This is a genomic window from Nocardia sp. NPDC003999 (assembly GCF_053604885.1).
The window spans coordinates 536,797-558,446 of sequence record NZ_JBSGIB010000003.1 but is presented as its reverse complement, the minus strand read 5'-3'; the positions used below and the strand labels follow the sequence as shown (position 1 = coordinate 558,446).

General features: G+C 67.9%; 21 protein-coding genes. 11 read left to right on the top strand and 10 right to left on the bottom strand.

Annotated features, from left to right (window positions below; all coding sequences use genetic code 11):
• Window positions 1-110 precede the first annotated feature (110 nt).
• From ACWESM_RS10135 to ACWESM_RS10115, 5 genes are all read right to left on the bottom strand, one after another.
• The gene (locus ACWESM_RS10135; protein ID WP_397281102.1) at window positions 111-719 is read right to left on the bottom strand and encodes a GTP-binding protein; all 609 of its coding nucleotides are present in this window, start codon (window positions 717-719) and stop codon (window positions 111-113) included.
• The gene (locus ACWESM_RS10130; protein ID WP_067809767.1) at window positions 700-1,080 is read right to left on the bottom strand and encodes a DUF742 domain-containing protein; all 381 of its coding nucleotides are present in this window, start codon (window positions 1,078-1,080) and stop codon (window positions 700-702) included. Before ACWESM_RS10130 ends, ACWESM_RS10135 begins: the two co-directional genes overlap by 20 nt.
• Complete coding sequence (locus tag ACWESM_RS10125; RefSeq protein ID WP_364436961.1) at window positions 1,077-1,505, bottom strand: roadblock/LC7 domain-containing protein; 429 nt, start codon at window positions 1,503-1,505, stop codon at window positions 1,077-1,079. Before ACWESM_RS10125 ends, ACWESM_RS10130 begins: the two co-directional genes overlap by 4 nt.
• A 14-nt stretch (window positions 1,506-1,519) precedes the next feature.
• Complete coding sequence (locus tag ACWESM_RS10120) at window positions 1,520-3,892, bottom strand: nitrate- and nitrite sensing domain-containing protein (protein ID WP_452491381.1); 2,373 nt, start codon at window positions 3,890-3,892, stop codon at window positions 1,520-1,522.
• Between the two features lie 85 nt (window positions 3,893-3,977).
• The gene (locus ACWESM_RS10115; RefSeq protein WP_452491380.1) at window positions 3,978-5,111 is read right to left on the bottom strand and encodes a lactonase family protein; all 1,134 of its coding nucleotides are present in this window, start codon (window positions 5,109-5,111) and stop codon (window positions 3,978-3,980) included.
• 251 nt (window positions 5,112-5,362) lie between these two features.
• Between ACWESM_RS10115 and ACWESM_RS10110 the strand changes: the two genes are divergently transcribed.
• Window positions 5,363-6,493 (top strand): lactonase family protein, encoded by a 1,131-nt coding sequence (locus tag ACWESM_RS10110; RefSeq protein WP_452491378.1) that lies wholly within the window; start codon window positions 5,363-5,365, stop codon window positions 6,491-6,493.
• A gap of 68 nt (window positions 6,494-6,561) precedes the next feature.
• On the opposite strand, the gene ACWESM_RS10105 is transcribed toward ACWESM_RS10110, so the two are convergent.
• Window positions 6,562-7,275, bottom strand: a complete 714-nt coding sequence (locus tag ACWESM_RS10105; protein ID WP_067809775.1) for a GntR family transcriptional regulator — start codon at window positions 7,273-7,275, stop codon at window positions 6,562-6,564.
• A 248-nt stretch (window positions 7,276-7,523) separates the two neighbouring features.
• Between ACWESM_RS10105 and ACWESM_RS10100 the strand changes: the two genes are divergently transcribed.
• Window positions 7,524-7,724 (top strand): hypothetical protein, encoded by a 201-nt coding sequence (locus ACWESM_RS10100; RefSeq protein WP_067809778.1) that lies wholly within the window; start codon window positions 7,524-7,526, stop codon window positions 7,722-7,724.
• A gap of 29 nt (window positions 7,725-7,753) precedes the next feature.
• A complete protein-coding gene (locus tag ACWESM_RS10095) occupies window positions 7,754-8,065 on the top strand; it encodes a WhiB family transcriptional regulator (protein ID WP_244892134.1) in 312 nt (103 codons plus the stop codon).
• A gap of 228 nt (window positions 8,066-8,293) precedes the next feature.
• Here ACWESM_RS10095 and ACWESM_RS10090 read toward each other — a convergent pair whose 3' ends face one another.
• Both ACWESM_RS10090 and ACWESM_RS10085 read right to left on the bottom strand, forming a co-directional pair.
• Window positions 8,294-9,670 carry an MFS transporter gene (locus ACWESM_RS10090; RefSeq protein WP_364436947.1) on the bottom strand — a complete coding sequence of 459 codons (1,377 nt, stop codon included), beginning with the start codon at window positions 9,668-9,670 and terminating at the stop codon, window positions 8,294-8,296.
• Between the two features lie 418 nt (window positions 9,671-10,088).
• Window positions 10,089-10,682: a TetR/AcrR family transcriptional regulator gene (locus ACWESM_RS10085; RefSeq protein WP_452491458.1), complete on the bottom strand. Its 594-nt coding sequence runs from the start codon at window positions 10,680-10,682 to the stop codon at window positions 10,089-10,091.
• 93 nt (window positions 10,683-10,775) lie between these two features.
• Here ACWESM_RS10085 and ACWESM_RS10080 point away from each other — a divergent pair, with 93 nt between their 5' ends.
• From ACWESM_RS10080 to ACWESM_RS10060, 5 genes are read left to right on the top strand one after another with little or no spacing between them, the layout of a single operon-like run.
• Window positions 10,776-11,633: a CoA transferase gene (locus ACWESM_RS10080; protein ID WP_452491375.1), complete on the top strand. Its 858-nt coding sequence runs from the start codon at window positions 10,776-10,778 to the stop codon at window positions 11,631-11,633.
• Window positions 11,623-12,798 (top strand): thiolase family protein, encoded by a 1,176-nt coding sequence (locus ACWESM_RS10075; RefSeq protein ID WP_452491373.1) that lies wholly within the window; start codon window positions 11,623-11,625, stop codon window positions 12,796-12,798. The genes ACWESM_RS10080 and ACWESM_RS10075 overlap by 11 nt, the downstream gene beginning before the upstream one ends.
• 7 nt (window positions 12,799-12,805) lie before the next feature.
• Complete coding sequence (locus ACWESM_RS10070) at window positions 12,806-14,473, top strand: long-chain-fatty-acid--CoA ligase (RefSeq protein ID WP_364436938.1); 1,668 nt, start codon at window positions 12,806-12,808, stop codon at window positions 14,471-14,473.
• Window positions 14,470-15,258 (top strand): enoyl-CoA hydratase/isomerase family protein, encoded by a 789-nt coding sequence (locus ACWESM_RS10065; RefSeq protein ID WP_452491372.1) that lies wholly within the window; start codon window positions 14,470-14,472, stop codon window positions 15,256-15,258. The genes ACWESM_RS10070 and ACWESM_RS10065 overlap by 4 nt, the downstream gene beginning before the upstream one ends.
• 7 nt (window positions 15,259-15,265) lie before the next feature.
• Complete coding sequence (locus tag ACWESM_RS10060) at window positions 15,266-16,426, top strand: acyl-CoA dehydrogenase family protein (RefSeq protein WP_452491370.1); 1,161 nt, start codon at window positions 15,266-15,268, stop codon at window positions 16,424-16,426.
• Between the two features lie 162 nt (window positions 16,427-16,588).
• Here ACWESM_RS10060 and ACWESM_RS10055 read toward each other — a convergent pair whose 3' ends face one another.
• Together ACWESM_RS10055 and ACWESM_RS10050 are read right to left on the bottom strand one after the other, a co-directional pair.
• Window positions 16,589-16,780 carry a hypothetical protein gene (locus ACWESM_RS10055; RefSeq protein ID WP_452491369.1) on the bottom strand — a complete coding sequence of 64 codons (192 nt, stop codon included), beginning with the start codon at window positions 16,778-16,780 and terminating at the stop codon, window positions 16,589-16,591.
• Window positions 16,777-17,445: an N-acyl homoserine lactonase family protein gene (locus ACWESM_RS10050; RefSeq protein WP_452491367.1), complete on the bottom strand. Its 669-nt coding sequence runs from the start codon at window positions 17,443-17,445 to the stop codon at window positions 16,777-16,779. The genes ACWESM_RS10055 and ACWESM_RS10050 overlap by 4 nt, the downstream gene beginning before the upstream one ends.
• Window positions 17,446-17,480: 35 nt before the next feature.
• Between ACWESM_RS10050 and ACWESM_RS10045 the strand changes: the two genes are divergently transcribed.
• From ACWESM_RS10045 to ACWESM_RS10035, 3 genes are read left to right on the top strand one after another with little or no spacing between them, the layout of a single operon-like run.
• The gene (locus ACWESM_RS10045) at window positions 17,481-18,437 is read left to right on the top strand and encodes a CaiB/BaiF CoA transferase family protein (RefSeq protein WP_452491365.1); all 957 of its coding nucleotides are present in this window, start codon (window positions 17,481-17,483) and stop codon (window positions 18,435-18,437) included.
• Between the two features lie 54 nt (window positions 18,438-18,491).
• On the top strand, window positions 18,492-20,066 hold the full coding sequence (locus ACWESM_RS10040) for a class I adenylate-forming enzyme family protein (RefSeq protein ID WP_452491364.1): 1,575 nt from the start codon (window positions 18,492-18,494) through the stop codon (window positions 20,064-20,066).
• Entirely contained in the window at window positions 20,063-21,157 is a 1,095-nt protein-coding gene (locus ACWESM_RS10035; protein WP_452491362.1) for a Zn-dependent alcohol dehydrogenase, read from the top strand. The genes ACWESM_RS10040 and ACWESM_RS10035 overlap by 4 nt, the downstream gene beginning before the upstream one ends.
• The last annotated feature ends 493 nt before the right edge of the window (window positions 21,158-21,650 follow it).

Genomic DNA, 21,650 nt, shown 5'->3' with positions numbered 1-21,650 from the left:
GTGACGCAAGCTACGCCACGACAATGTGTACTATATAAAATATTCTCACGCCAGCTTCGCGAGCCCGCCCGACCCGATGAGTGGGCTGCGACGGCCCGGTTTCTCTCGCCTCAGCCGACCGGGCTCGGCCTGCCACGCCGGGCGGCGACGATGTACTCGAACAGGCATACCAGCACGTCCTTGCACGACTGTCGGTCGCGGGCGTCGCAGAACAGCACCGGCACGTGCGGCGGCAACGACAACGCAGCGCCGATCTCCGCGGGCGCGTACCGGTCGGCCCCGTCGAAGCAGTTCACCGCCACCACGAACGGGATGCGGCGGGACTCGAAATAGTCCACGGCGGCGAAACAGTCGGCCAGCCGCCGCGTGTCGACGAGGACCACCGCGCCCAGCGCACCGCGGGAGAGTTCGGGCCACAGGAACCAGAACCGGTCCTGGCCGGGCGTGCCGAACAGGTACAGGATCACCCGGGGATCGATGGTGATGCGGCCGAAGTCCAGCGCGACCGTGGTGGTGCGCTTGCCCTCGATCCCGCGCAGGTCGTCGACCGAGGTGCTCAGCTCGGTGAGCTGTTCCTCGGTGCGCAGCGGCGTGATCTCGCTGATCGCGCCGACCAGCGTGGTCTTGCCCACCCCGAAACCGCCTGCGACGAGTACCTTCACCGCCAGTTCTTGAGTGTGGGCGACGGCGCCGTTGCCGTCAGAGTCTACGAATGCCATCCAGTACCGCCTGCAGAAGTTCGGGATCGGGGCCGACGTCGGCCTTCGGTGGCGACCGGAAGATCACATATCCGGCCGAGATGAGATCGCCGACGAGCACCTTCACCGTGATCAGCAACAGATTCATATGGGCCGCGATCTCGGCGATCGACAACGGCCGGTTGCGGCACAACCGGAAGATCTCGGCGTACTCGCGGTCGAGGCTGTTCACCTCGCCTTCGTAGCCCACCGAGATGACGAGCGTGAGGATGTCGAGATCGGCCACGTCTCGGCCGGCTCGGCCGCGGGTGAGCGCGAAGGGACGGACCAAGGGGCCGGGATCGTCCTCGTAGCCCCATTCCTCCTCGGGTTCGCCGTTCACAGCAGCGGCGTTCTCGACGTTCGCGGGGCGGCGGACAGCTGGTCGCGGACCTGGCCGACGATCACGTTCATCTCGTAGGCGATCAGTCCCAGATCGGCGTCGATATCGGCAAGCAACGCCAGACAGGCGCCGTGACCGGCCTCGGTGACGAGCAGGTAGCCGAGTTCGAGTTCGATGACGGTCTGGTGCAGGCCGCCCTTGGCGAATCGCGTGCCCACCCCGCGTGCGAGGCTGTGCAGCGCCGACGCCATGGCGGCCAGGTGCTCGACGTCCTCGCGATCGATCCCGTCCGAGCCGGCCAGCGCCAGTCCGTCCGCGGACAGCACCACCGCGCATTCCGCGCCGGAGGTGCTGTTCACCAGGTTGGTGAGCAGCCAGTCGAGGGCCCCCGCGGGCGCGTGGCGAACCATCATGTCGTCGTTCATGTGCGGACCGTTCTTCACTGGTGCGGATGGGTGGAGCGGGCGCGGCGGGTCCCGCGTTGCAGTGCGGACATGGCCGAGCGCACCGCGTCGGGCGCCCGGCCACGGATCGGCGGCGGGGGCGCGACCTGATCGATCGCGGATTCGTCCGCGTCGACGCGTAGTTCGGGTGAGAGGTGACTGAGCCGGTCGCGCCGCGGCAGCGCGGGACGAGTGTCGGCGGCGATCGGATGACCGGCCACCGATACCGGCCGATGGCCGTTGCGACCGGTGTGCACTGCGTGTGGCTCCGCGAGTTCGGCCATTGCCCGGGCGGATTCGATCGGTTCCGGCAGCGCGACCCCGGCGATGCCGTCGGGGCGCGATACCCCGAACACCCCGGGCACTCGCTGGACGGGACGCCGCGCGGCCACGGGTTCCATTGCGGCCGTGATGTTCTCGTCGCCGCGTTCGAGCATCGCCCACGGCAGCAACACGATCGCCCGCACCCCACCGTAAGCCGACTCCTGCAGTGTCACCGTGATCCGGTGCCGGTCGGCCAGCCGACTGACCACGAACAGGCCCAGGTGCCGGTGTCCGGCCAGCGCCATCTCGTGGAACTGCGGCGGCTGCTCGAGCAGGGCGTTGAACCGCGCCCGTTCCTCGAGATCGATGCCGATACCCTGATCGTCGATCTCGACGACCACGCCCTTGCCGACGGCGGCGCCGTGCACCGACACCGTGGAATCCGGCGGGGAGAAGGCGGTGGCGTTGTCGACCAGTTCAGCCAGCAGATGGATGACGTCGGCCACAGCCGTGCCGGTGACGCTCACCGCGGGCAGCCGCACCGCGTTGACCCGGGCATAGCCCTCGGTCTCCGAGACCGCACTGCGCACGATGTCCTCGAGCGCGACCGGATTGCGCCAGCGCCTGCCCGGCCTGCGGCCGCCCAGGATGAGCAGGTTCTCGGCGTTGCGACGCGCGCGGGTGGCCAGGTGGTCGAGCTGGAAGAGCAGTTCGAGATTCTCCGGATCGTCCTGGCGGGCCTCGGCGACATCGAGGATGTCGAGCTGACGACGCACCAGGGCCTGGCTGCGGAAGGCGATGTCGAGGAAGACCTTGTTGAAGCCGTCGCGGGTCCGCGCCTCCTCGGCGGCAGTGGCCATGGCGGTGCGCTGGGCCAACGAGAACGCCTCGGCCAGTTGACCGATCTCGTCGTGACCCCGGTCGGCGACCGCGGTCTCGGCCTCGACGTCGACCTGTTCGCCGTCGTGGATGCGGGCGATGATCGCGGGCAGCCGGTCCCGGGCCAGGACCAGCCCGGCGGAACGCAGGGCCTGCAACCGGCGGACCAGGCGCCGGGCCAGGACCAGCGAGACACTCAGCGCGGCCAGGGTGACGACCAGCATGATCGCGGTGGCGATGCCGAGCCGCCAGAGCATGGTGTCGGCGGCAGCGGCAGTCAGATCGACGGTGACCCGGAACTGATCGCGGACCACAGCCATCATGCGCGTCGCGACCGCCTTCTCCGCGGCGGACCACTCCTCCTCCGGTGTCGACATCTCGCCGCGTTCGGCCATCTCGTTCTCCGCGACTTCGGCCACCCGCCAGTCGGGCCCGGTGGTCATGGCGCGCAGGCTCGCCCGCACTCCCGCCGGGAGCAGCGCATCCACCGCCGTCAACTGGTCACGGTAGACGCCGATCGCCTCTCCGAGAGTGCGCCGCTCGGCCGGCGCTCGCATGCCGCGCGCCAATCCGGCGGACACCAGGCCGACCACGCGGGCATGACTCTCGGCCACCTGCAACAACGCCAGCGAGTTCAGTTCGGCGTCCATCGTGGTCATGTCCGAGGACTTTTTCCGGGCGCCGTCGCGGCCCGCGCCGAGCAACGCGGCGACGAGATCGCTGTAGTAGCGGTCGATGTCGCCGGTGGCGGCGCGGCCGCTGTCCACCGACTCCCGAATCGTGGTGATCCGCCCGATCAGTTCCGCCAGCGCCTGCACAGATTCCGCGCCTGCGTCCGCATCCATGTTCTTGGCGGTGGCGGCGATGCGAGTGGTCTCCTGGATGGCGCGATCGGTGTCGTCGCGTCCGGCGCGCATCCCGGCCGCGCTCGCGGGAGACCGGTCGACGGCGGTCAGGCTGGCCAGGCGCTCGGACTGCACCGCGGTGACGAACCGCAGCAGCGGGTCGATCACCCCGCTGCGATAGTCCGCCCACTCCTTGGCCTCCTGGGCACGGATCGCGACCAGGCTCACCGCGACCACACCGGTGCCGAACAGCACCATGGACGGGATGAGCGCGATGGCCAGCACGCGGGTCCGCACACTGCCACCGAAGCGCGCACGCAGACCACGGGGGCGTTCTGGCCGGTGGTCGTCCGCGCTCGGATCCGGTGTCGCCGTTGGCACTGGCGGTTCTCCTCGGTGCAGGGCGGCTCGCAGAGCCGGTCGGGGTAGATACCCGGTGGCGGGCCCGGCCCGCCCCGGTCGTTGGTTATCGGGGAGTGAGGTAAGCCGACGGGCCGTCGTGGAAGATCACGCCGGTGTCGGCGGAAGGCCTGCCGGAGGCGGTAATGCCGCCGGCGGCGTCGATGTCGTAGGTGTGCACGCGCGCACTGCCTTGCACGGTGAGCGTGTCGATCACGTACAGCTGTCGTTCGCCCGGTCCGAGCACCACGCGGCCGGGCAAGGCGCCTGCCGGAGCGGGGTAGGGCGAGCCGGGCAGCGCACGCAGCGCTCCGTCGGCGCCGATGCCGAAGCCGTCGATCTCTCCCCCACCGGAGGCGGGCAGATACATGCGTCGCGAGTCGGCGGTGATCGCGGTGCCGTGCGGGGTGCCGCCGGTCGGGTACGGCGAACCGGGCGCGGGTGAAAGCCTGCCGTCGCGGGCTATCACATAGCCGGAGACATTGTCGGTGCCTTCGTTGCTGATGTAGAGAAAGCGCCCATCCGGGGTGACGGTGGGCAACGCGGGACGTTCACCGGTGGCCAGCGGGGCACCCAGCGGGGACAGCGAGGCATCGGGCCCGATCGAGAAGGCGGCGACGGTGCCCGCGACGAAACTGCTGACGAACAGCGTGCGCGCGTCGGGAGTCAGGACCGGCAGGCTCAGCGCGCTCATCCCTTCCACCCGGGTGGGCGGCGCGCCCGTGGGTACCAGCAGTCCGTCGGCGGTGATGTCGAAGGAGCGCACCTCGTTGGCGACGCCGCCGATGGTGGCGAACAGCCGCCTGCCGTCGGGCGTGATCGTCACACCGATCACCGGTTCACCGAATGCCCTACGACTGCCCGCGATCTCGCGCAGCGATCCGTCGGCCCCCAGGTCGTAGCCGATGATCGAGCCCGACACCACGTGTCCGGTGTAGACCCGGCGACCGTCGGGGGTGATCTCGAGGGTGAGCGATCCGGTGTCACTGGCGAACGGCGCCCCCGGGACCTGGCTCAGACCACCGTCGGCCGCCACACGCAGAACGCCGATGTTCGATGATCCGGTGCCTGCGACGAGGAGGTACCTCGGCATCTCCGAGGCGGGATCCGCGTGGGCGAGAGTCGGCAGCCAGCTCAGCGCCAGGGCGGCCGAGAGCGCCAGGACGACGCGGCGCGAAGGGGTGACAGTGTCGACGAACATCTTCGGGCAGTACCTCCATGTACTTCGAGCGGACGAACATCGCTCGGCACATGCACAATATAGTATGCGTCACATCGCGGGTAGCTTCCGGACCGAATTGAACCCAGAAGTATAAAAGCCTCTGAACTGCCCCAATTATCGGTGTGGTTCATCATGATCGATCACAGCTCAGAGCATTAGTCATATTTAATATGGGATTCTCCCTCCTGGTGTGCACTCGGCACACCAGAGCTCGACGAGGAGATCCGCCGATGCCCAGGCCGTTCCGCGGGAACCGCGGCGCCATGACAACTCTGCTCACCGTCCTGCTGTGCGCCATAGGCGCAGTGGGACCCGCCGCCCCCGCCTCGGCAGCACCCGCGCGGCCGCGGTTTCTGATCACCGCGGGCACCGCGTCGCTGGGGATCAGCGTGCTGCGGGTCGAGCACGACACCACGCTCACCCCGGTGCCGGGCAGTCCGTTCCCGACCGGTTTCGGCGTGCTGTCGCTGGTCGCCTCGGCCGACGGTCGCACGGTGTACGTACCGCATGCCGGCGATTTCGGTGTCTCGGGCTACCGGCTCGACGACAACGGCGCCCTGACCCCCATTCCGGGCGCGGCGGTCACCGTCGGCGGGCCGCCCACTTCGGCCCGCCTCTCCCCCGACGGCACGGTTCTGTTCGTCGTCGTAGGCGGCGCGCCGGGGCATGTCGAATCGTTCACGGTCGCGCCGTCCGGCGCGCTCACCCCGACCGGCGCGTCGCGGGTCGCCGTCGAGGGACTCAGCGCGGTGGGCATGGCCGGCGTCGACCCCAGCGGCCGATTCCTGCGCGTGGCCACCTACATCGGCGACACCGTGTCCAGCTACGCCGTCGGCGCGGGCGCCACCCTGACCCCACTCGGCACACAGACGGTGCGGTTCGGCCCGGTCGCGCCGGGCTACACCCCCGACGGCCGGTTCCTGTATGTCAGCAACGAATTCGGTTTCGACGTGTCCGGATACGCGATCGCCGACGACGGCCGCCTCACCCCGACCCCTGGCTCCCCGTACCCGACCGGCGGCGTGCCGCACGGCGCCGTGGCGAGCGCGGACGGTAGCCGCATGTACGTGCCCAACGCGGTGGGCTCATCGATCGCCGGTTTCGCCGTCGGCGCCGACGGCGCCTTGACCCCGCTGCCAGGCTCGCCGTACCCGGCGCCCGCGGGCACGATGCCGGGTCAGGTCGCCCTCGATCCCGACGGGCGGCACCTCTACCTGGTGGACGTTCTCACCGCCCAGATCACCACCCGGGTGCACACGTACACGATCGGCCCCGACGGCGCCCTCACCCACACCGGTCGCGACCCGGTCGACACCGGTGTGTTCATGTCGGACGGACCGGTCGCCGTCCTGACCCGCTGACCCGCACCGACGACGAACGGCGGCGCGCACCGGGCCGGTGGGCGCCGCCGCTGCCGCATGCCGTCGGTCTAGGCGGTGTTCTTCTGCTCCTCCGACCACATGCCCTGCCGCTCCAGCATGGCGATGAGTTCGTCCGCGCCGGACATGATGTGGTCGCGCATGAGTGTGGCGGCCGTCTTCACGCGCCGCTTCTGCAGCGCCTCGAGGATGGCCGGATGGAAATGCAGGGTCTCGTTGGCGTGGCCCTCGATATTGCCGTAGAAGCGGTTCGGCAGCTGCTTGACGATCGAGCCGAGCAACATGGCCAGCCTGCGCGAATCGGCGGCCAGATTGATGGTGCGGTGGAATTCGTGGCCCAGCGCGACGATCCGCTCGGGATCGTTGTCCCCGGCCATGACGCGTTGCTGCTCGGCCACGACCTCGGCGAGGTGGTCGAGCTGACGCTGGGTGATGGATTTGGCCGCGCGCCCGGCCAATTCGCCAGCGAGGGTGGCCTGGGCCCAGAACAGATCGCGCACGTCCTGCCTGCTGAACGCCGCGACCATGAATCCGCGCCGGGGCACCAGTTCGACGAATCCCTCACCGCTGAGGAGCAACAACCCTTCGCGAACCGGGGTGTTGGAGACACCCACCGCCTCGGCGATCGGTTCGGTGCGCAGGAATTCGCCGGTGCGGACCCGACCGGAGATGATGAGTTCGCGCACGTAGGTCGCCACGTCCTCGGAAAGCTGCTGACGCTGGGAGTTCATGCGGCGAGGCAGCCCCTGCGCAGTCGATTCCATGGGGATTCGATCCTTTCCGTTCGGCCGATCTATGCATTATGCCTCACGTATTACCGAGCAGATGGCACCGGCGAACCGATGACCACACCGCACCCCGGAAGCGGCGGCGGCCGCAACGAGGCCGTTCCCGGAGCGGCCGGCGCCACCCACGACCGCAAATGATATATTATGCTTGATGTGGCCACGAACAATGGAGTTGGTGGCCCGCCCAATCGCTCTCTCGCCGACCTCGCGAAGGGTTCGCGGACATGAACGTGCTGATCGAGATGACGGCCCTGTGCCTGACCAGACCCGCGCGCGACGCCGGTGCGGAGGCCGCGGCCGCGTGGTACGCGGCCAAGGCCCGTCTGCACGACCATCTCGCCGGATCGGGCGGGCCCGACAGCGCCCTGGAACGGCAGCTCGCCGACTCCGCCCGCCGGCGAGCCCGGCAGCTGGCGGGTACCTGACACCCTGCAGAGCGCCCCAGGAGACGACAGTGCGCGAGTTCCCCCTGATCCTGCCCCCGCCGCTGGCCGAGTCCTGGGCGTGGCAGCGCCACGCCACCTGCCGCGCCTACGATGTCGACGTCTTCTACGACAACGGCAACGAACCACGCAAAGTCCTGCTGGCCAAGCAGATCTGCCAGGGCTGCCCGGTTCTGACCCATTGCCGCGACTACGCGGTCGAAGCCAACGAGCCACACGGCATCTGGGGCGGGATGACCCCACGGGAACGCAACCGCTACCGCTGGCTCAACTATCGGCCCCGCCGACCGGACCTCCCGGTCAGCGCAACGCCCGACGCCTGAACCCGCTACGCGGTCGATCCGCCGGGCCGGATCGCCGAACTGACCCGCACCCCGGGCGCTCGTCCCGTCTTTTCCGCGGGGCACGCTGCGGCGACATCGCGGCCGGGCACGGTGTGCGGACCCGGCCGGTGCATCCTCTGTTGTCGGGATCCACCGGCTCGGATTGCCGTACGGTCGGGCTCATTACGGTGTCGCGATGATCGCGATCCGTTCAGGAGCCGGTGGATATCAGCGCGCCGGTTCCGTCGCTCCGTCTCGCGGCGCGATTCCGGCCTGCCCCGGAGCCGGAACCGCCGGCGCGGCTGTTGCACCGGAATCCCGGGTTCCGGCCTGCGGCACCAGCAGGACGATGACGGCGGCGAGGATCGCCGGGACCGCGAAGGCGTAGTAGTTCCACTGGGTGCTCAACGCCGAACCGAGTATCCAGCCGCCCATCATCGGCCCCAGGATGGATCCGGTGCGCCCGAGCCCCATCGCCGCGCCGACGGCTGAGCCGCGGCATGTGGCCGGGAAGTAGGCGGCGATGTATCCGTAGGTGAGGGAGCTGCTGCCGATGGAGCCGAGGCCCGCACCGGCCACGGCCGCCATGAGCACGGCCGTGTCGGCCTTGCGGCTCAGTACCAGCAGCGAGACCGCTCCGATCAGGAAGAACGGCACCAGGATTCGCTTGGATCCGAAGCGGTCGGCAAGCAGCGAACCACCGAGCATGCCCGCCACCGCGCCGACCTGCAGCACCAGCAGGAACTGCAGCGAGGAGCCCAGCGCGTAGCCTGCCTGTCGCATCAGATGCGGCAGCCAGGTGTTGAGGCCGTAGCCGATGAGCTGGGCGCAGAAGCAGACCAGGACGAACAGCGCGAGAGCGGGCAGGTAGCGGGCGGTGAGCAGTTCCCGGAACCCCGCGGCCGGCCGCTCGGCGGGTCCGGCCGCGCGGGCGCCCAGGTCGGCCCGCGCCGCCCCCAGATCGAGGCCGTAGGCGCCGGCCAGCTCGCGAGCCTCGTCGTCGCGGCCGCGGGCAAGCAGATAGTTGACCGACTCCGGCAGCCAGAAGTACATGACCGGCAGCACGATCACGCACAGCGCGCCGACGCCGTAGAGAACGCGCCAGCCGTGGTCGGGCAGCAGCGCGATGGCGACCAGAGCGGCGACGATGCCGCCGACCGAGTAGCCGGTCAAGGTCAGGCCGTTGTAGATCTGCCTGCGGTCGCGCGGTGCGTACTCCATGGTCAGCGCGACCGCCGAGGGGACGACGCCGCCGAGCCCGATGCCGGTGATGAACCGTGCGGCGCCGAGGAATTCGGGTGAGGTGGCCAGCGCGCAAATCGCACAGCCCAGCGAGAACCACGCCACGCCGATCATCATGATCCGCCGCCGCCCGATTCGGTCGGTGAGCGGACCGGCGACCAGGAAGCCGACCATGAGGCCGAACAGCGTCCAGCTGCCGATCAGGCCGGCGGTCGCGGTCGTCATCCCCCAGCCGGGCTCCTCGAGCAGACTGGGCACGGTCGCGCCGTAGACGATCAGATCGTAGCCGTCGGCCACGATGGTCAGGAAACAGAGCAACACCACGATCAGACCACTGCGTGGGTGCCGGACAGTACGGCTCATGCCGTCCTCCTCGGGGAAATGCGCGACGTGGTTCGGGACCACACCGCAACCGCGCAGCGACCGGAAACTCCTGATACCTCTCAGGCGGTCGTGCGATCCGGCTCACAATAACGCACAATATATGATGCTGAGTACATTCCGGGAGAATTCGCCGCCAGGCCGGGCATGACAGCGACGAAGGTGGCGCTCTCCCCGGGGACGCCAGCCTGCGCGTTATTTGCGCAGGTCAGGGTGTTTGCATCACAACGAGACGCTGAGGAACGAAGAAAACCCCAGGTGAGCAAATCCCCAGTTCGCGTGCGTTCCCATCTTTCGATGTGCTCCGCCGAGGCATCGAACCTGCGTCCATGCGCGCCCGCCACGATTCGGGCGAGTGAGAGGGGCAGACGCAATCATGCCCGCGCGCACAGAGCGATCTCTAACCTACAGTGACCGACAGTGTCGGTTTACCATGCGGCGAGGCGTCCTCTCGGGTGAGGTATCCCCACATTTCGTCGATCATCGGCTGTAGCAACAGCGTTCCGAACTGGCGCACCATCAGTCCGATGATCTGGGTCGATTCCGGGCGGTTCGTCGACGCGAGACCCGACTCGCGCAATTTGACCACCTCGCTGCGGCTCAGCTCGGTGAGCCGCTCGAGCAACCGGCCCGAGCCTCGTGGATCCAGCACCGTCCGCCGGATGTAGTTCACCACCGACGGGTGCGTCTCGAGCATCCGCCGCACCGATTCGTCACGGCGCGCGGCGACCTCGGCAGGTGTACCCACGTCGGGAACTGCCGCGATCGCCAGAGCGTAATAGTCGACAACCAGTTGCTCTACGGCCGCGCGCAGCCCGTCCTTGGTTTTGAAGTGGTGTTGCACCAGCCCCACCGTCGCCCCGGCCGCTGTGGCGACGCCGCGCATCGAGACCCGGTCCTCACCGTGTTCGGCATACAGGTCGAGCGCGGCGTTGCGGATTCGGGCCTTCGCGGTGAGGTCCTCGTCACTGGCGCGGGGGTCGATCACGGTTATCTCCTCCTGTCGCCAGGAAGCATACACTTCACCCAAAAGACTTTACATTCACATCGGATGCCATACAGTCGTATAGCGAGAGAGGAGTTGTGTATGCCACAGCACAAGGCGCTGCACGGGGTGCGTCTGGTGTCCCTCGCCGTCAACCTGCCGGGGCCGATCGCCGCAGCGCGATTGCAGGCCATGGGCGCGACGGTCACCAAGATCGAGCCCCCGGCCGGCGACCCACTACGCACGGTCGCCCCCCGCTGGTACGACGAGCTCAGCGCCGGACAGGAAGTACTGCCGCTCGACCTCAAAGACCCCGAGGACCGAGCGGCGGCGGAGCGCGTCTTCGCGGACTCCGATCTCCTGCTCACCGCGATGCGCCCGTCCGCGCTGGCCACACTCGAACTCGATGACTCGACCGCCAGATACCCCCACCTCTCCCATGTGGAGATCGTCGGTCACATCGGGACCGACGCAGAGCGGCCCGGCCACGACCTGACTTACCAGGCCGCATTCGGCACTCTCCAGCCGCCGGCGATGCCGACCGTTCCCGTTGTCGACCTGCTCGGGGCCGAGCGTGCCGTTTCGGCGGCGTTGATCACGCTGCGACTGGCTGCCGAGTCGGGTGCGGGACACCACGAGCACGTGGTCCTGGAAAGGGCTGCCGCCGATGCGGGCGCGGCGGTGCGACATGGGCTCATGGGCGCGGGCGCGCCGCTCGGCGGGGCACACCCCGGCTACGGGATCTACGCCAGCTCCGACGGACACGTCGCCCTGGCCGCGCTGGAACCGCATTTCTGGTCGCGCGCTCGCGCGGCGTTCGGCGTGGGCGGAACCGAACACGAACTGGCCGAGGTCTTTCTGACCCGCCCCACCCGCGAGTGGGAACAGCTCGCGGCTCACCTCGACATTCCCCTGGCCGGAATCCGCCATCAAGCGCAAGGAGACAGAAATGAGCAGTAGGGAAGCCGTCATCGTCGGCGCGGTACGCACACCGGTCGGCCGCCGCGGCGGCAAGCTCAGCCGGTGGCACCCCGTGGATCTTCTGGGGCACACGCTGCGAGAGTTGGTCGCCAGGTCCGGCGTCGATCCGTCGGCAATCGAGGACGTCATCACCGGCTGCGTTCTTCAACACGACGCACAGTCGGGCAATCTCGGACGGCACGCAGTACTCGCGGCGGGGTTTCCCGAGTCCGTGCCCGCCGTGACGATCGACCGGCAATGCGGTTCTGGACAACAGGCCGTGAGCTTCGCCGCCCAGGCAGTGATGGCGGGTTCGCACGACCTGGTGATCGCATGCGGTGTCGAGTCCATGTCGCGGGTGCCGATGCCCGCATCGTTCCAACCCGGCGCCCCGTTGGGCCCGCAGTACAGCCCGCGGGAACTCGACCGCTACGAGGGCCGCCTGATGGCGCAGGGACCGTCGTCGGAACTGATGAACGAGAAGTTCGATCTCAGCCGTGAAGCGCTGGACGCGTACAGTGCCCGAAGCCACACCCGAGCGCTGGCCGCGACGGCAGCCGGGAAGTTTCGGGACCAGATGATTTCGATCGCTGCCGACCCCACCGACCCGAACGGTCCGACCATCGAGGCGGACGAAGGTATTCGGGCACACGTCGACCTCGACAAGATGGCGGGGTTACCGCCGGTGTTCGGCGCCGACGGACGGACCACCGCCGCGAACTCGTCACAGCTGAGCGATGGAGCCGCAGCCCTGCTGATCGCCGACCGCGAGTACGCCGAGCGCCACGGTCTCACCCCGCGCGCCCGATTCCGCGCGCTCTCGGTGGCCGCGGCAGACCCCGTCCTGCAGTTCAGCGCCGTCCTCGACGCCACCCACCGAGCGCTGCACCGCAGCGGTCTGGCCGTGGCGGACATCGACCTGTTCGAAGTCAACGAGGCCTTCGCCGGTGTGCCACTGATGTTCCAGCGGGAGTTCGGAGTTCCCGACCACAAGCTCAACGTCAACGGCGGCTCGATCGCCATCGGCCACCCGCTGGGTTCGACCGGCGCCCGAATGCTCACCGACTTGCTGACCGAACTCGAACGAACAGGCAAGCAGCTCGGCCTTCAGACGATCTGCGAAGCCACCGGAACCGCGAATACCACCATCATCGAACGCATCTGAGGAAGCCATGACCTACGAGATCGTCAGCGGACTGCCATCCACGCACGGTGACCATTACCAGCTCAACACCACAACCCTCATCCGGCACGCGGCGCGCACCTATCCCGAACAGGAGATCGTGTTCCGTACCTCAGCCGGAGGGTGGGACCGATACAGCTACCTCGACGCGTACCGCCGCATCGGGCAGGCCGCAAACGTCTTGCGCAAGCTCGGTGTCGGGCCCGCGGACGTGGTCGGCATTCTCGATTGGAACAGCAAGCGGCACTTCGAGCTGTACTGGGCAATTCCTGGCCTCGCGGCCGTGATGCTGCAGATGAACCTGCGACTGGGAGCCGACGACCTCGGCTATGTCACCGCGCACAGCAACGCGTCGGTCGTCCTGGTCGACGAGAGCTTGCTCCACGTCGCCGAAGCGATCGCGGAGCACGCATCCGATGTCCGCACCTGGGTGGTGATGTCAGATCGCCCGCTCGACGAGATCTCGACGTCGCTGCCGAATGTCCGCCATTTCGAAAGCTTGATGGCCACCGCGGAATTCGACATCGAGTGGCCGATGGTCGACGAGAACTCGGCCTACAGCGCGTGTTACACGACCGGCACGACGGGTCGTCCCAAAGGGGTGTACTACTCGCATCGCGGGATCTACTTGCACAGCATGGCGATGGCCGCCAGGCTGGCATTGAGCGCCGACGACGCGGCGATGCTGATCACGCCGATGTTTCATGGGCAGTCCTGGGGTCTACCGCAAGGCGCGGTCTATGCCGCTGCCAAGGTCGTGCTCCCCGGCCGGTATGTCGCCGAAGACACCTCAGTCCTCGTCGACGCGATGATCGCTGAGCAGGTCACGGTGGCCAACGGCGCTCCAGCGATCTTCCAGCCCATGCTCGACTACATCAAGACTCTCGACACCAAGCCCGACTTCCGCCGCGCCCGGCTGCTTTCCGGGGCGACCGAGCCTGCGTTGTCGCTGATGCGTGGGTTCCACGATCTCACCGGCGCCGACATCATCCACGCCTACGGCGCTACCGAGACGACCCCGCTTGTTACCGTCAACGCGGGGACCAAACCCACGCTGGGGGACACCCTCACCGACGAGCAGAAGTGGGATCTCAAGCGCTGCCAGGGCTTGCCGGTCACCGGGATCGACGTCAGGATCGTCGACGACGAAGGCAATGACTTGCCGCACGACGGCCACTCGGCGGGCGAGATTCTGTTTCGCGGACCGTGGATCATCGAGCGCTACTTCAAGCTCGACGACGATGCCGATCGGTTCATCGACGGGTGGTGGCGAAGCGGCGACGTCGGCACCATCGACGAACGGGGCTACCTCAAACTCACCGACCGCCTCAAAGATGTCATCAAAAGCGGCGGCGAATGGATCTCCTCCATCGACATGGAAAACGCCCTGCTGGCGCATCCGAAGATCGCCGAAGCTGCCGTCATCGGTGTGCCACACCCGAAGTGGCAAGAACGCCCCGTCGCCCTTGTCGTGACCGCCGACGGGCAGGAGCTCCCCCTCGCCGAGATCCACGACCTGCTCGCGAGCGCGTTCGCGAGGTGGCAACTGCCCGACACAGTCCTCTATCTGGACAGCCTGCCCCGCACCAGCGTCGGAAAACTGGACAAGAAGACCATGCGGGCCGCGCACAGCTCCCTCTACGGAGCGTCGCGATGACCACCGCCCAGGCACCCCTGCGTTCGAGCCGCGACGGTCACGTCGTCGTTCTCGAGATCAACCGGCCCGCTGCCCGCAACAGCCTGAACGAAGCCGTGCTCACCGCGCTGAATTCCGAACTCCATGCGATACGCCACGACGACTCGGTCCGTGCCGTCATCCTCACAGGTGCGCAGGGAACGTTCTGCGCGGGTGCCGACATCACCGCCTTCGACGCCATCAGAAATGATGGCCTGCTCGGGAACCGCGCCGCCACCGGTGGCGCCATCTGGGCCGAGCTCGGCCGGTTCCCGAAACCGGTGATCGCCGCGGTCGAGGGGCTGGCTCTCGGCGGTGGGTGCGAGTTGGCGCTGGCCTGTGATTTCGTCATCGCGGGTGAGTCCGCGAAGTTCGGCGTTCCGGAAGTCAAGCTCGGCGTGATACCCGGAGGTGGCGGCACGCAGCGGCTCATCCACGCCGCGGGCAAGCCCAAGGCGATGGCGATGCTGCTCACGGGCGAGCTCCGCTCCGCCGAGTGGGCATACCACGCGGGCATCATCGCCGAGATCGTTCCCGACGGCGACGCGCTTGCCGTCGCCACAGCGATGGCCACCCGGATCGCAGCGAATTCGCCGCTCGCTGTGGCGCTGGCCAAGGACGCCGCGGTGCAGGCCCTCGAAACCTCGTTGGCGCAAGGTCTCGAACACGAGAAGCGCAACTTCCACGTCGCCATCCATTCCGCTGACAGCCGCGAAGGACAAGCGGCATTTCTCGCCAAGCGCGCACCTGTATTCACCGGAAAGTAGATCCGCCATGAGTGAACTGTTTCCCACGTACCGATCTCCCTGGGAGACCGACGACCAGGCATTGCTGCGAGCACACGCCGCCGAGTTCTTCCGCAAGGAAGCCACACCCAACCAGGAGCGATGGGCAGCGCAACACCAGGTCGACCGCGAGTTCTGGACGAAAGCCGGCGCGGCGGGTCTACTGTGCCTCGACCTGCCCGAAGAGTACGGCGGAGGCGGCGGAAACTTCGGGCACGAAGCGATCGTCCAGCAGGAACTCGTCTACGCGCACGACACCGCGTTCGCGTTCTCCGTGCACTCGACGATCGTCGCGCACTACATCGCGACCTACGCCACCGAAGAACAGAAGCAGCGCTGGCTGCCGAAGTGCGCGAGCGGGGACAATGTCCTCGCCATCGCCATGACCGAGCCCGGCACGGGCTCGGACCTGCAGTCGGTGCGCACCACCGCGGTGCGCGACGGCGACGACTACGTGGTCAACGGGTCGAAGACGTTCATCTCCAACGCCTCGCATTGCGACCTGCTGGTCATCGTCGTCAAGACCGACCCGTCCCAAGGCGCCAAGGGCCTTTCGCTGCTCGTCGCGGAGACACAGGATCTGCCCGGGTTCGAGCGTGGCCGCGTGTTGCACAAGATAGGCCAGCATGGACAGGACACGCGCGAACTGTCTTTCGTCGATATGCGTGTACCCGCGGCCAACCTCCTCGGCGAAGTCGAAGGGCAGGGTTTCGTCCAACTGATGAACCAACTGCAACGCGAACGGCTGATCATCGGCATCGCCGGTGTCGCGATGGCCGAGGCCGCCGTCGCCGAGACGATCCGATACGCCAAGGAACGCCATGCCTTCGGACAGTCGGTCTTCAACTTTCAGAACACGAAATTCCTTCTGGCCGAGTGCAAGACAGAAGTGCTGGCCGGCAAGACACTGATGGACCACTGCATCCAGCGCCACATCGACGGCACACTCGATGCGACCACCGCGTCGATGGCGAAGCTGTGGGGTACCGACAAGCAGTGCGAGATCGTCGACCGCTGCCTGCAAGTCTTCGGCGGCTACGGCTACATCATGGAATACCCGATCGCCCAGATGTATGCCGCTGCGCGCGTCCAGAAGATCTACGGTGGCACCAACGAAATCATGAAAGAACTGATCTCACGGACTCTGTGATCCCATTTGGCGGCTCACCGGCACCTGGCACGCCCGCTACCGCGTGAACCGTCACGGGTAAAGGGCCGGCTTCGGTTTCAGACCAGCGCCGGTCGGCGTGGCAAGTTTTGAGCGTAGTACGCGGCTTCGTACTCGGCCGGGGTCAGGGTAGTCCAGCCAGCTTCAGGATCTCGTCTCGTGATGCACATCGACCAGCGGGCCCAGGACACCGTCGATGAAGTGATAGTCCGATTGGCACAGGCCCGAAGCGACGAACCGGACGTGGACCTCGCCGAAGCCGGGCTCGTCGACCTCCAGCTCGCGCAGCTCGAGCTCGGTGCTTCCCGCATCGATCACTGCTGCCAGCGTTTTCACGCCGTCACCACGTGTTCGGCGGGACCGCGCAGCGAAGTGGCGCTGGTGATCTCCGCACCGCCCGCGCGCAGCTCGGCCCAGTCGGTCGGATCGTGGCTGATCCAGACGGTTGTTCCGGGCTGGGTGGCCAGTAGTTTGATCTTCTGCAAGGAGCTGTGCTTGTTCGGCCGGTCGACATCGAACGGCATGCCGATGGTCAGGTCGACGTTGTCCCACTTGTGCGCCGCGTCGCTGGTGAGCACGAGCGTGCTGTCGTCGGGCATGCGCAGTTTCAGACCGAGCGTGCCGGGGGTGTGCCCGTGCAGCGAGAGCAGGGTGATGCTGCCGTCACCGAAGAGGTCGTGGTCGTAGCCTGCGGGAACCTCGTTCCAGGCAATCTTCTGCGCCGCCGCGATGTCGTCCTCCCGGAAGAAGGCCGCGTCGAGGTTCGAGGGCGTCTTGGCGTAACGCAGTTCACCGGCGCCGATGAAGCCCTGCGCGTGCGGGAAGAGATCGAGTCCGCCGGTGTGGTCGAAGTGCATATGCGACAACACGACCCGGCGGACATCGCGGGTGGTGTAGCCGATGGCTTCGATCTGGCGGTCGAGCCGGTACTCCTCGGGAAAGTCGATCCGGAACGCCGCGGCGAGCTCGCCGTAAGCGACGGCCGGGTCACCGGCGCCCACGGTGGCCAGACCGGCGCGGGCGGCGCTCGGTCGCCGTGGATCTCAAACATCCCGACGGCGTGGACACCATGCTGCGTCTGGTCGAACGGTCAGATGCGCTCCTGGAGGGCAACCGGCCCGGGGTCACCGAGCGCCTCGGCGTCGGACCCGAGGACTGCCTGGCCCGCAACCCTCGCTTGGTCTATGGCCGAGCGACGGGTTGGGGACAGGACGGACCACTGAGCCGAACCGCCGGCCACGATCTGCACTACCTGTCGCTGTCCGGTCTGCTGGCGGCCATGGGTCCGGCGGGCGGCCCCCCGGCGATCCCGCTGAATCTGCTCGGCGACTACGCCGGTGGTGGACTCATGCTGGCGATGGGTTTGCTGTCGGCGCTGTGGGAAGCGCGCGGCAGCGGCCGCGGTCAGGTGGTCGACGCCGCCATGGTGGACGGGATCGCTCTGCTGGGCGGTGTCTTCTACGGACAGCGACAAGTGGGGATGCACGGACTCGAGCGCGGAACCAACATGCTCGACGGTGGCGCCTCGTTCTACACCGTGTACGAGACCGCAGACGGCGGCTGGATGGCAGTCGGCGCGATCGAGGCCGCCTTCTTCGCCGAACTCCTCGATGTGCTCGGGCTCGAACCAGAACTCGCCGACATCCAATGGGACCGCACGCAATGGCCACGGTTGCGTATCAGGCTCGCGGCCGTCTTCGGCACCCGAACCCGCATGGAGTGGGAAGCCGCCTTCGCCGGACGCGAAGCCTGCACCACCCCGGTCCTCGACCTGGACGAAGCCCTGCGACACGAACACGCCAGGGCACGAAACAGTTTCGTCCCGGTGGACGGGGTCCTCCAGCCTGCCCCCGCACCGCGATTCAGCCGGACACCCGGTGCCGTGCAGGGCCCCGCGGTCCCCGCCGGAGCGAATACCTCACGCGCACTCATCGACTGGGGCTTCGACCCACCGGACATCGATGCTCTTCGCGCCACTGGAGCGATCCTCTGACAGACAAGGAACACACCGAATGAGTCACTGCCGCCTCACTCACCGGAGCACCCCATGGCGCTGAGCCTGAACTTCATCACCGACGCGATCGCCGCCCAGATGCCCGCGGTCGACCCCCACCGCCCCGCTGTCGCACTCGGCGGAGAAGCCGCACTGAGCTGGCTCGACCTGCGCGCCACCGAACTACGCTACGCACGGGCCCTGCAGCAGGCGGGAGTGCGCAAGGGCGACCGGGTCGGACTGCTGCTGCGCAACTCCACCGACTACGTCGCGCTCTACCTGGCGATCGGGCGCGTCGGCGCGATCGCGGTACGCCTCAACTGGCGGCTCACCGCACCGGAACTGCAGTTCGCGCTCAACGACTCCGTCCCCGGGGTGCTCGTGCTCGACGCCGAGTTCGCCGCCCTCGTGGCGGCCATCCGCGACGGCGTCACCGTCGGTACCTACGTCGTGCGCGGCGAGCCCGGAGCACTCGACGGAGCCACGCCACTGTCGGTCTTCACCGCCGAGGAATCGGACGCGACCGGCTTTCCCGTCGTCTCCCCCGAAGACCCGGTGTCGCTGATGTATTCGTCGGGGACCACCGGACGCCCCAAGGGCGCCCTGTTCTCGCACGGCAACGCCCTGTGGATCGGCTCGATCCAGGCCCAGCGCTGGCGGATCGACAGCTCCACTGTGTCTCAGACCAGCGGACCGCTGTTCCACGCCGGCGGATTCGAGGTCCTGTTGCTTCCCGCCCTGCTCACCCACGGCACCGCCATCGCCTTCCCGTCGGGCAGTTTCACCCTCGAGAACTTCCTCCGCGTCGGCGACCAGCACAACGCCACCGACATGTTGCTCTACCCGTTCATGCTGTTCGACCTGCTACGCAGCGGCGAAGACATCACCCACCTGGTGCCGCAGACCCTACGGCGCATCGTCACCGGCGGTGACATCGTCATGCCCTGGGTCTACGACGAACTCGACAACCGGCTACCCGGCGTCGAACTCGTCCAGTCCTATAGCCTCACCGAAGGTGGCGCGGTGAGCACCAGCCTGGAATTCGATGTCGCCCGCGGCCACGAGAGCAGCATCGGCACGCCCCAGGCGATGACCGAGATCAAGGTCATCCGCCCCGACGGCTCACCCACCGACCTCGACGAGGTCGGCGAGATCTGCGTCCGCAGCGGCGGGGTGAGCATCGGCTATTGGAACCGCCCCGAGGACAACCGCGCCACCTTCGTCGACGGCTGGTGCCACTCCGGCGACCTCGGCCGCGTCGACGCCGACGGCTTCCTCACCATCGCCGGACGAGCCAAGGACATGTACCGCAGCGGTGGGGAGAACGTCTACCCCGCCGAGATCGAGATGGTGCTCACCGGACATGCCGACATCGCCGACGCCGCGGTCATCGGGGTCGCGGACGAACGCTACGTCGAGGTCGGCGCGGCGCTGATCGTCGCAGCGCAGGGCAGCGCCATCGACGTGGCGGAGCTCCGGTCCTGGCTGGGCGAACACCTGGCCAAATACAAAGTCCCCAAACACTTCTACTTCGTCGACGAGTTGCCCCGCAACGCCAACGGCAAGGTCCTCAAGAACGTTCTGCGCGACACCTACGGACAGACCACAACCACGGAGACGAACCCATGACACGAGCAGCACTGTTCGAACAGGCAGGCGCACCACTACGGCTCGCCGACCTCGACATCGCCGACCCCGGTTCCGGTGAGGTCACCGTCGATGTGAAGGCGACCGGCATCTGTCATTCCGATGTCGGCGTCTTCTCCGGGAAACTCCCCGCGCCGCTACCGTTGGTACTCGGGCACGAGGGCGCGGGCATCGTCACCGCCGTCGGCGCCGGTGTCGAGAACCTCTCGGTCGGCGACCACGTGGTGCTGTCATGGCTGGCGAGCTGCGGCACCTGCTACTACTGCCAGCGTGCCGAACAGCACCTGTGCGGTCGGCCGCGCACCATGCTCGGCGCCCACATCCTGCCCGACGGCAGCACCAGGATGAGCCTCGACGGCACACCGGTGCGCCAGTTCTGTGGACTGGGCACCTTCTCCCAGCGCACCGTCGTCCCCGCCGGGGCGGCCATCCGGATCTCCGACCGGGTACCCATCGCTTCGGCGGCACTGCTCGGCTGCGGTGTGCTCACCGGATTCGGTGCCGCGGTGAAGACCGGCGGCGTCCGGGTGGGCGACGCGGTCGCGGTCATCGGCTGCGGCGGCGTCGGACTCAACGCCGTCCAAGGCGCCCGGATCGCCGGCGCCACCACCATCATCGCCATCGACGTCCACACCGACCGGCTCGCACTGGCCACCGAACTCGGCGCCACCCACACCCTCACCGCAGGACCCGACGTGGTCAAGAAGGTGCAGCAGCTCACCGGGCGCCGCGGCGCCGACGTCGTGATCGAAGTAGCGGGCCGGCAGGAAACCGTCGATCAAGCCGTCGCCATGGCCCGCCGCGGCGGCACCGCCGTCCTCGTCGGCGCCGGACCGGGCGTCGCTGTCAGCGAGGTCTTCAACAACGTCGTCATGTCCGGCAAGACCGTCAAGGGTTGCCTGTACGGCTCGGCGCACGTCAAACGCGACATCCCCCAGCTCGTCGAGCTCTACCAGCGGGGCGCGCTCTTACTGGACCAGTTGGTCACCGAGACCTTCGACTTCGGCGACATCGGCAAAGCGGTCGAATACTGCGCAGGCGAGAACGGCGCCCGGGCAGTCGTCCTGTCCTGAGCGCCGACCGGGCTCGGGGTCCGGGACACCGAGCTCCGAGCCCGAGGACGGAACACGCCCATGACCGCCTGGGCGCCTTCCTCAAAGCGCGCCGCGCGGAACGCATGATCACGTACGGCGAAGCGGCCGTCCCGCCCGGAGCAAACGGGCGGTAAACGCAGGTAAGAAGGCAGAAAGCAGGTCAGACCCGGTCTCCGACCGCACCTGACCTACTACTCTGTGGAGCTACCGGGCCTCGGACCCGCTGCTGTGCCGACCACCGCCGGCCCGCAGCCTGCGCGGCTGCCGGGGACCCTGCACGCCGGACCCGACTCGCCCTCCTGGGTGATCACCACGACGTTGCTGACCGCAGTCGTGGACACGCCGGCCTCCCTGCGTTTCGACCGGCATCTCGTGCTCCGAACGGCGACCGCCGGGCCGTCGGCAGACCAGCGGTGCTGCCGCCCCGGACAAGGCCGCGGGCCCGGTACCGCGTCAGCGATGCCGGGCCCGC

Bases quoted from the DNA above. Each gene is read 5' to 3' on its own strand.
- ACWESM_RS10135 (WP_397281102.1), bottom strand. From the start codon at position 719: ATGGCATTCGTAGACTCTGACGGCAACGGCGCCGTCGCCCACACTCAA.
- ACWESM_RS10125 (WP_364436961.1), bottom strand. From the start codon at position 1,505: ATGAACGACGACATGATGGTTCGCCACGCGCCCGCGGGGGCCCTCGAC.
- ACWESM_RS10115 (WP_452491380.1), bottom strand. From the start codon at position 5,111: ATGTTCGTCGACACTGTCACCCCTTCGCGCCGCGTCGTCCTGGCGCTC.
- ACWESM_RS10110 (WP_452491378.1), top strand. From the start codon at position 5,363: ATGCCCAGGCCGTTCCGCGGGAACCGCGGCGCCATGACAACTCTGCTC.
- ACWESM_RS10105 (WP_067809775.1), bottom strand. From the start codon at position 7,275: ATGGAATCGACTGCGCAGGGGCTGCCTCGCCGCATGAACTCCCAGCGT.
- ACWESM_RS10100 (WP_067809778.1), top strand. From the start codon at position 7,524: ATGAACGTGCTGATCGAGATGACGGCCCTGTGCCTGACCAGACCCGCG.
- ACWESM_RS10090 (WP_364436947.1), bottom strand. From the start codon at position 9,670: ATGAGCCGTACTGTCCGGCACCCACGCAGTGGTCTGATCGTGGTGTTG.
- ACWESM_RS10080 (WP_452491375.1), top strand. From the start codon at position 10,776: ATGCCACAGCACAAGGCGCTGCACGGGGTGCGTCTGGTGTCCCTCGCC.
- ACWESM_RS10075 (WP_452491373.1), top strand. From the start codon at position 11,623: ATGAGCAGTAGGGAAGCCGTCATCGTCGGCGCGGTACGCACACCGGTC.
- ACWESM_RS10070 (WP_364436938.1), top strand. From the start codon at position 12,806: ATGACCTACGAGATCGTCAGCGGACTGCCATCCACGCACGGTGACCAT.
- ACWESM_RS10065 (WP_452491372.1), top strand. From the start codon at position 14,470: ATGACCACCGCCCAGGCACCCCTGCGTTCGAGCCGCGACGGTCACGTC.
- ACWESM_RS10060 (WP_452491370.1), top strand. From the start codon at position 15,266: ATGAGTGAACTGTTTCCCACGTACCGATCTCCCTGGGAGACCGACGAC.
- ACWESM_RS10040 (WP_452491364.1), top strand. From the start codon at position 18,492: ATGGCGCTGAGCCTGAACTTCATCACCGACGCGATCGCCGCCCAGATG.
- ACWESM_RS10035 (WP_452491362.1), top strand. From the start codon at position 20,063: ATGACACGAGCAGCACTGTTCGAACAGGCAGGCGCACCACTACGGCTC.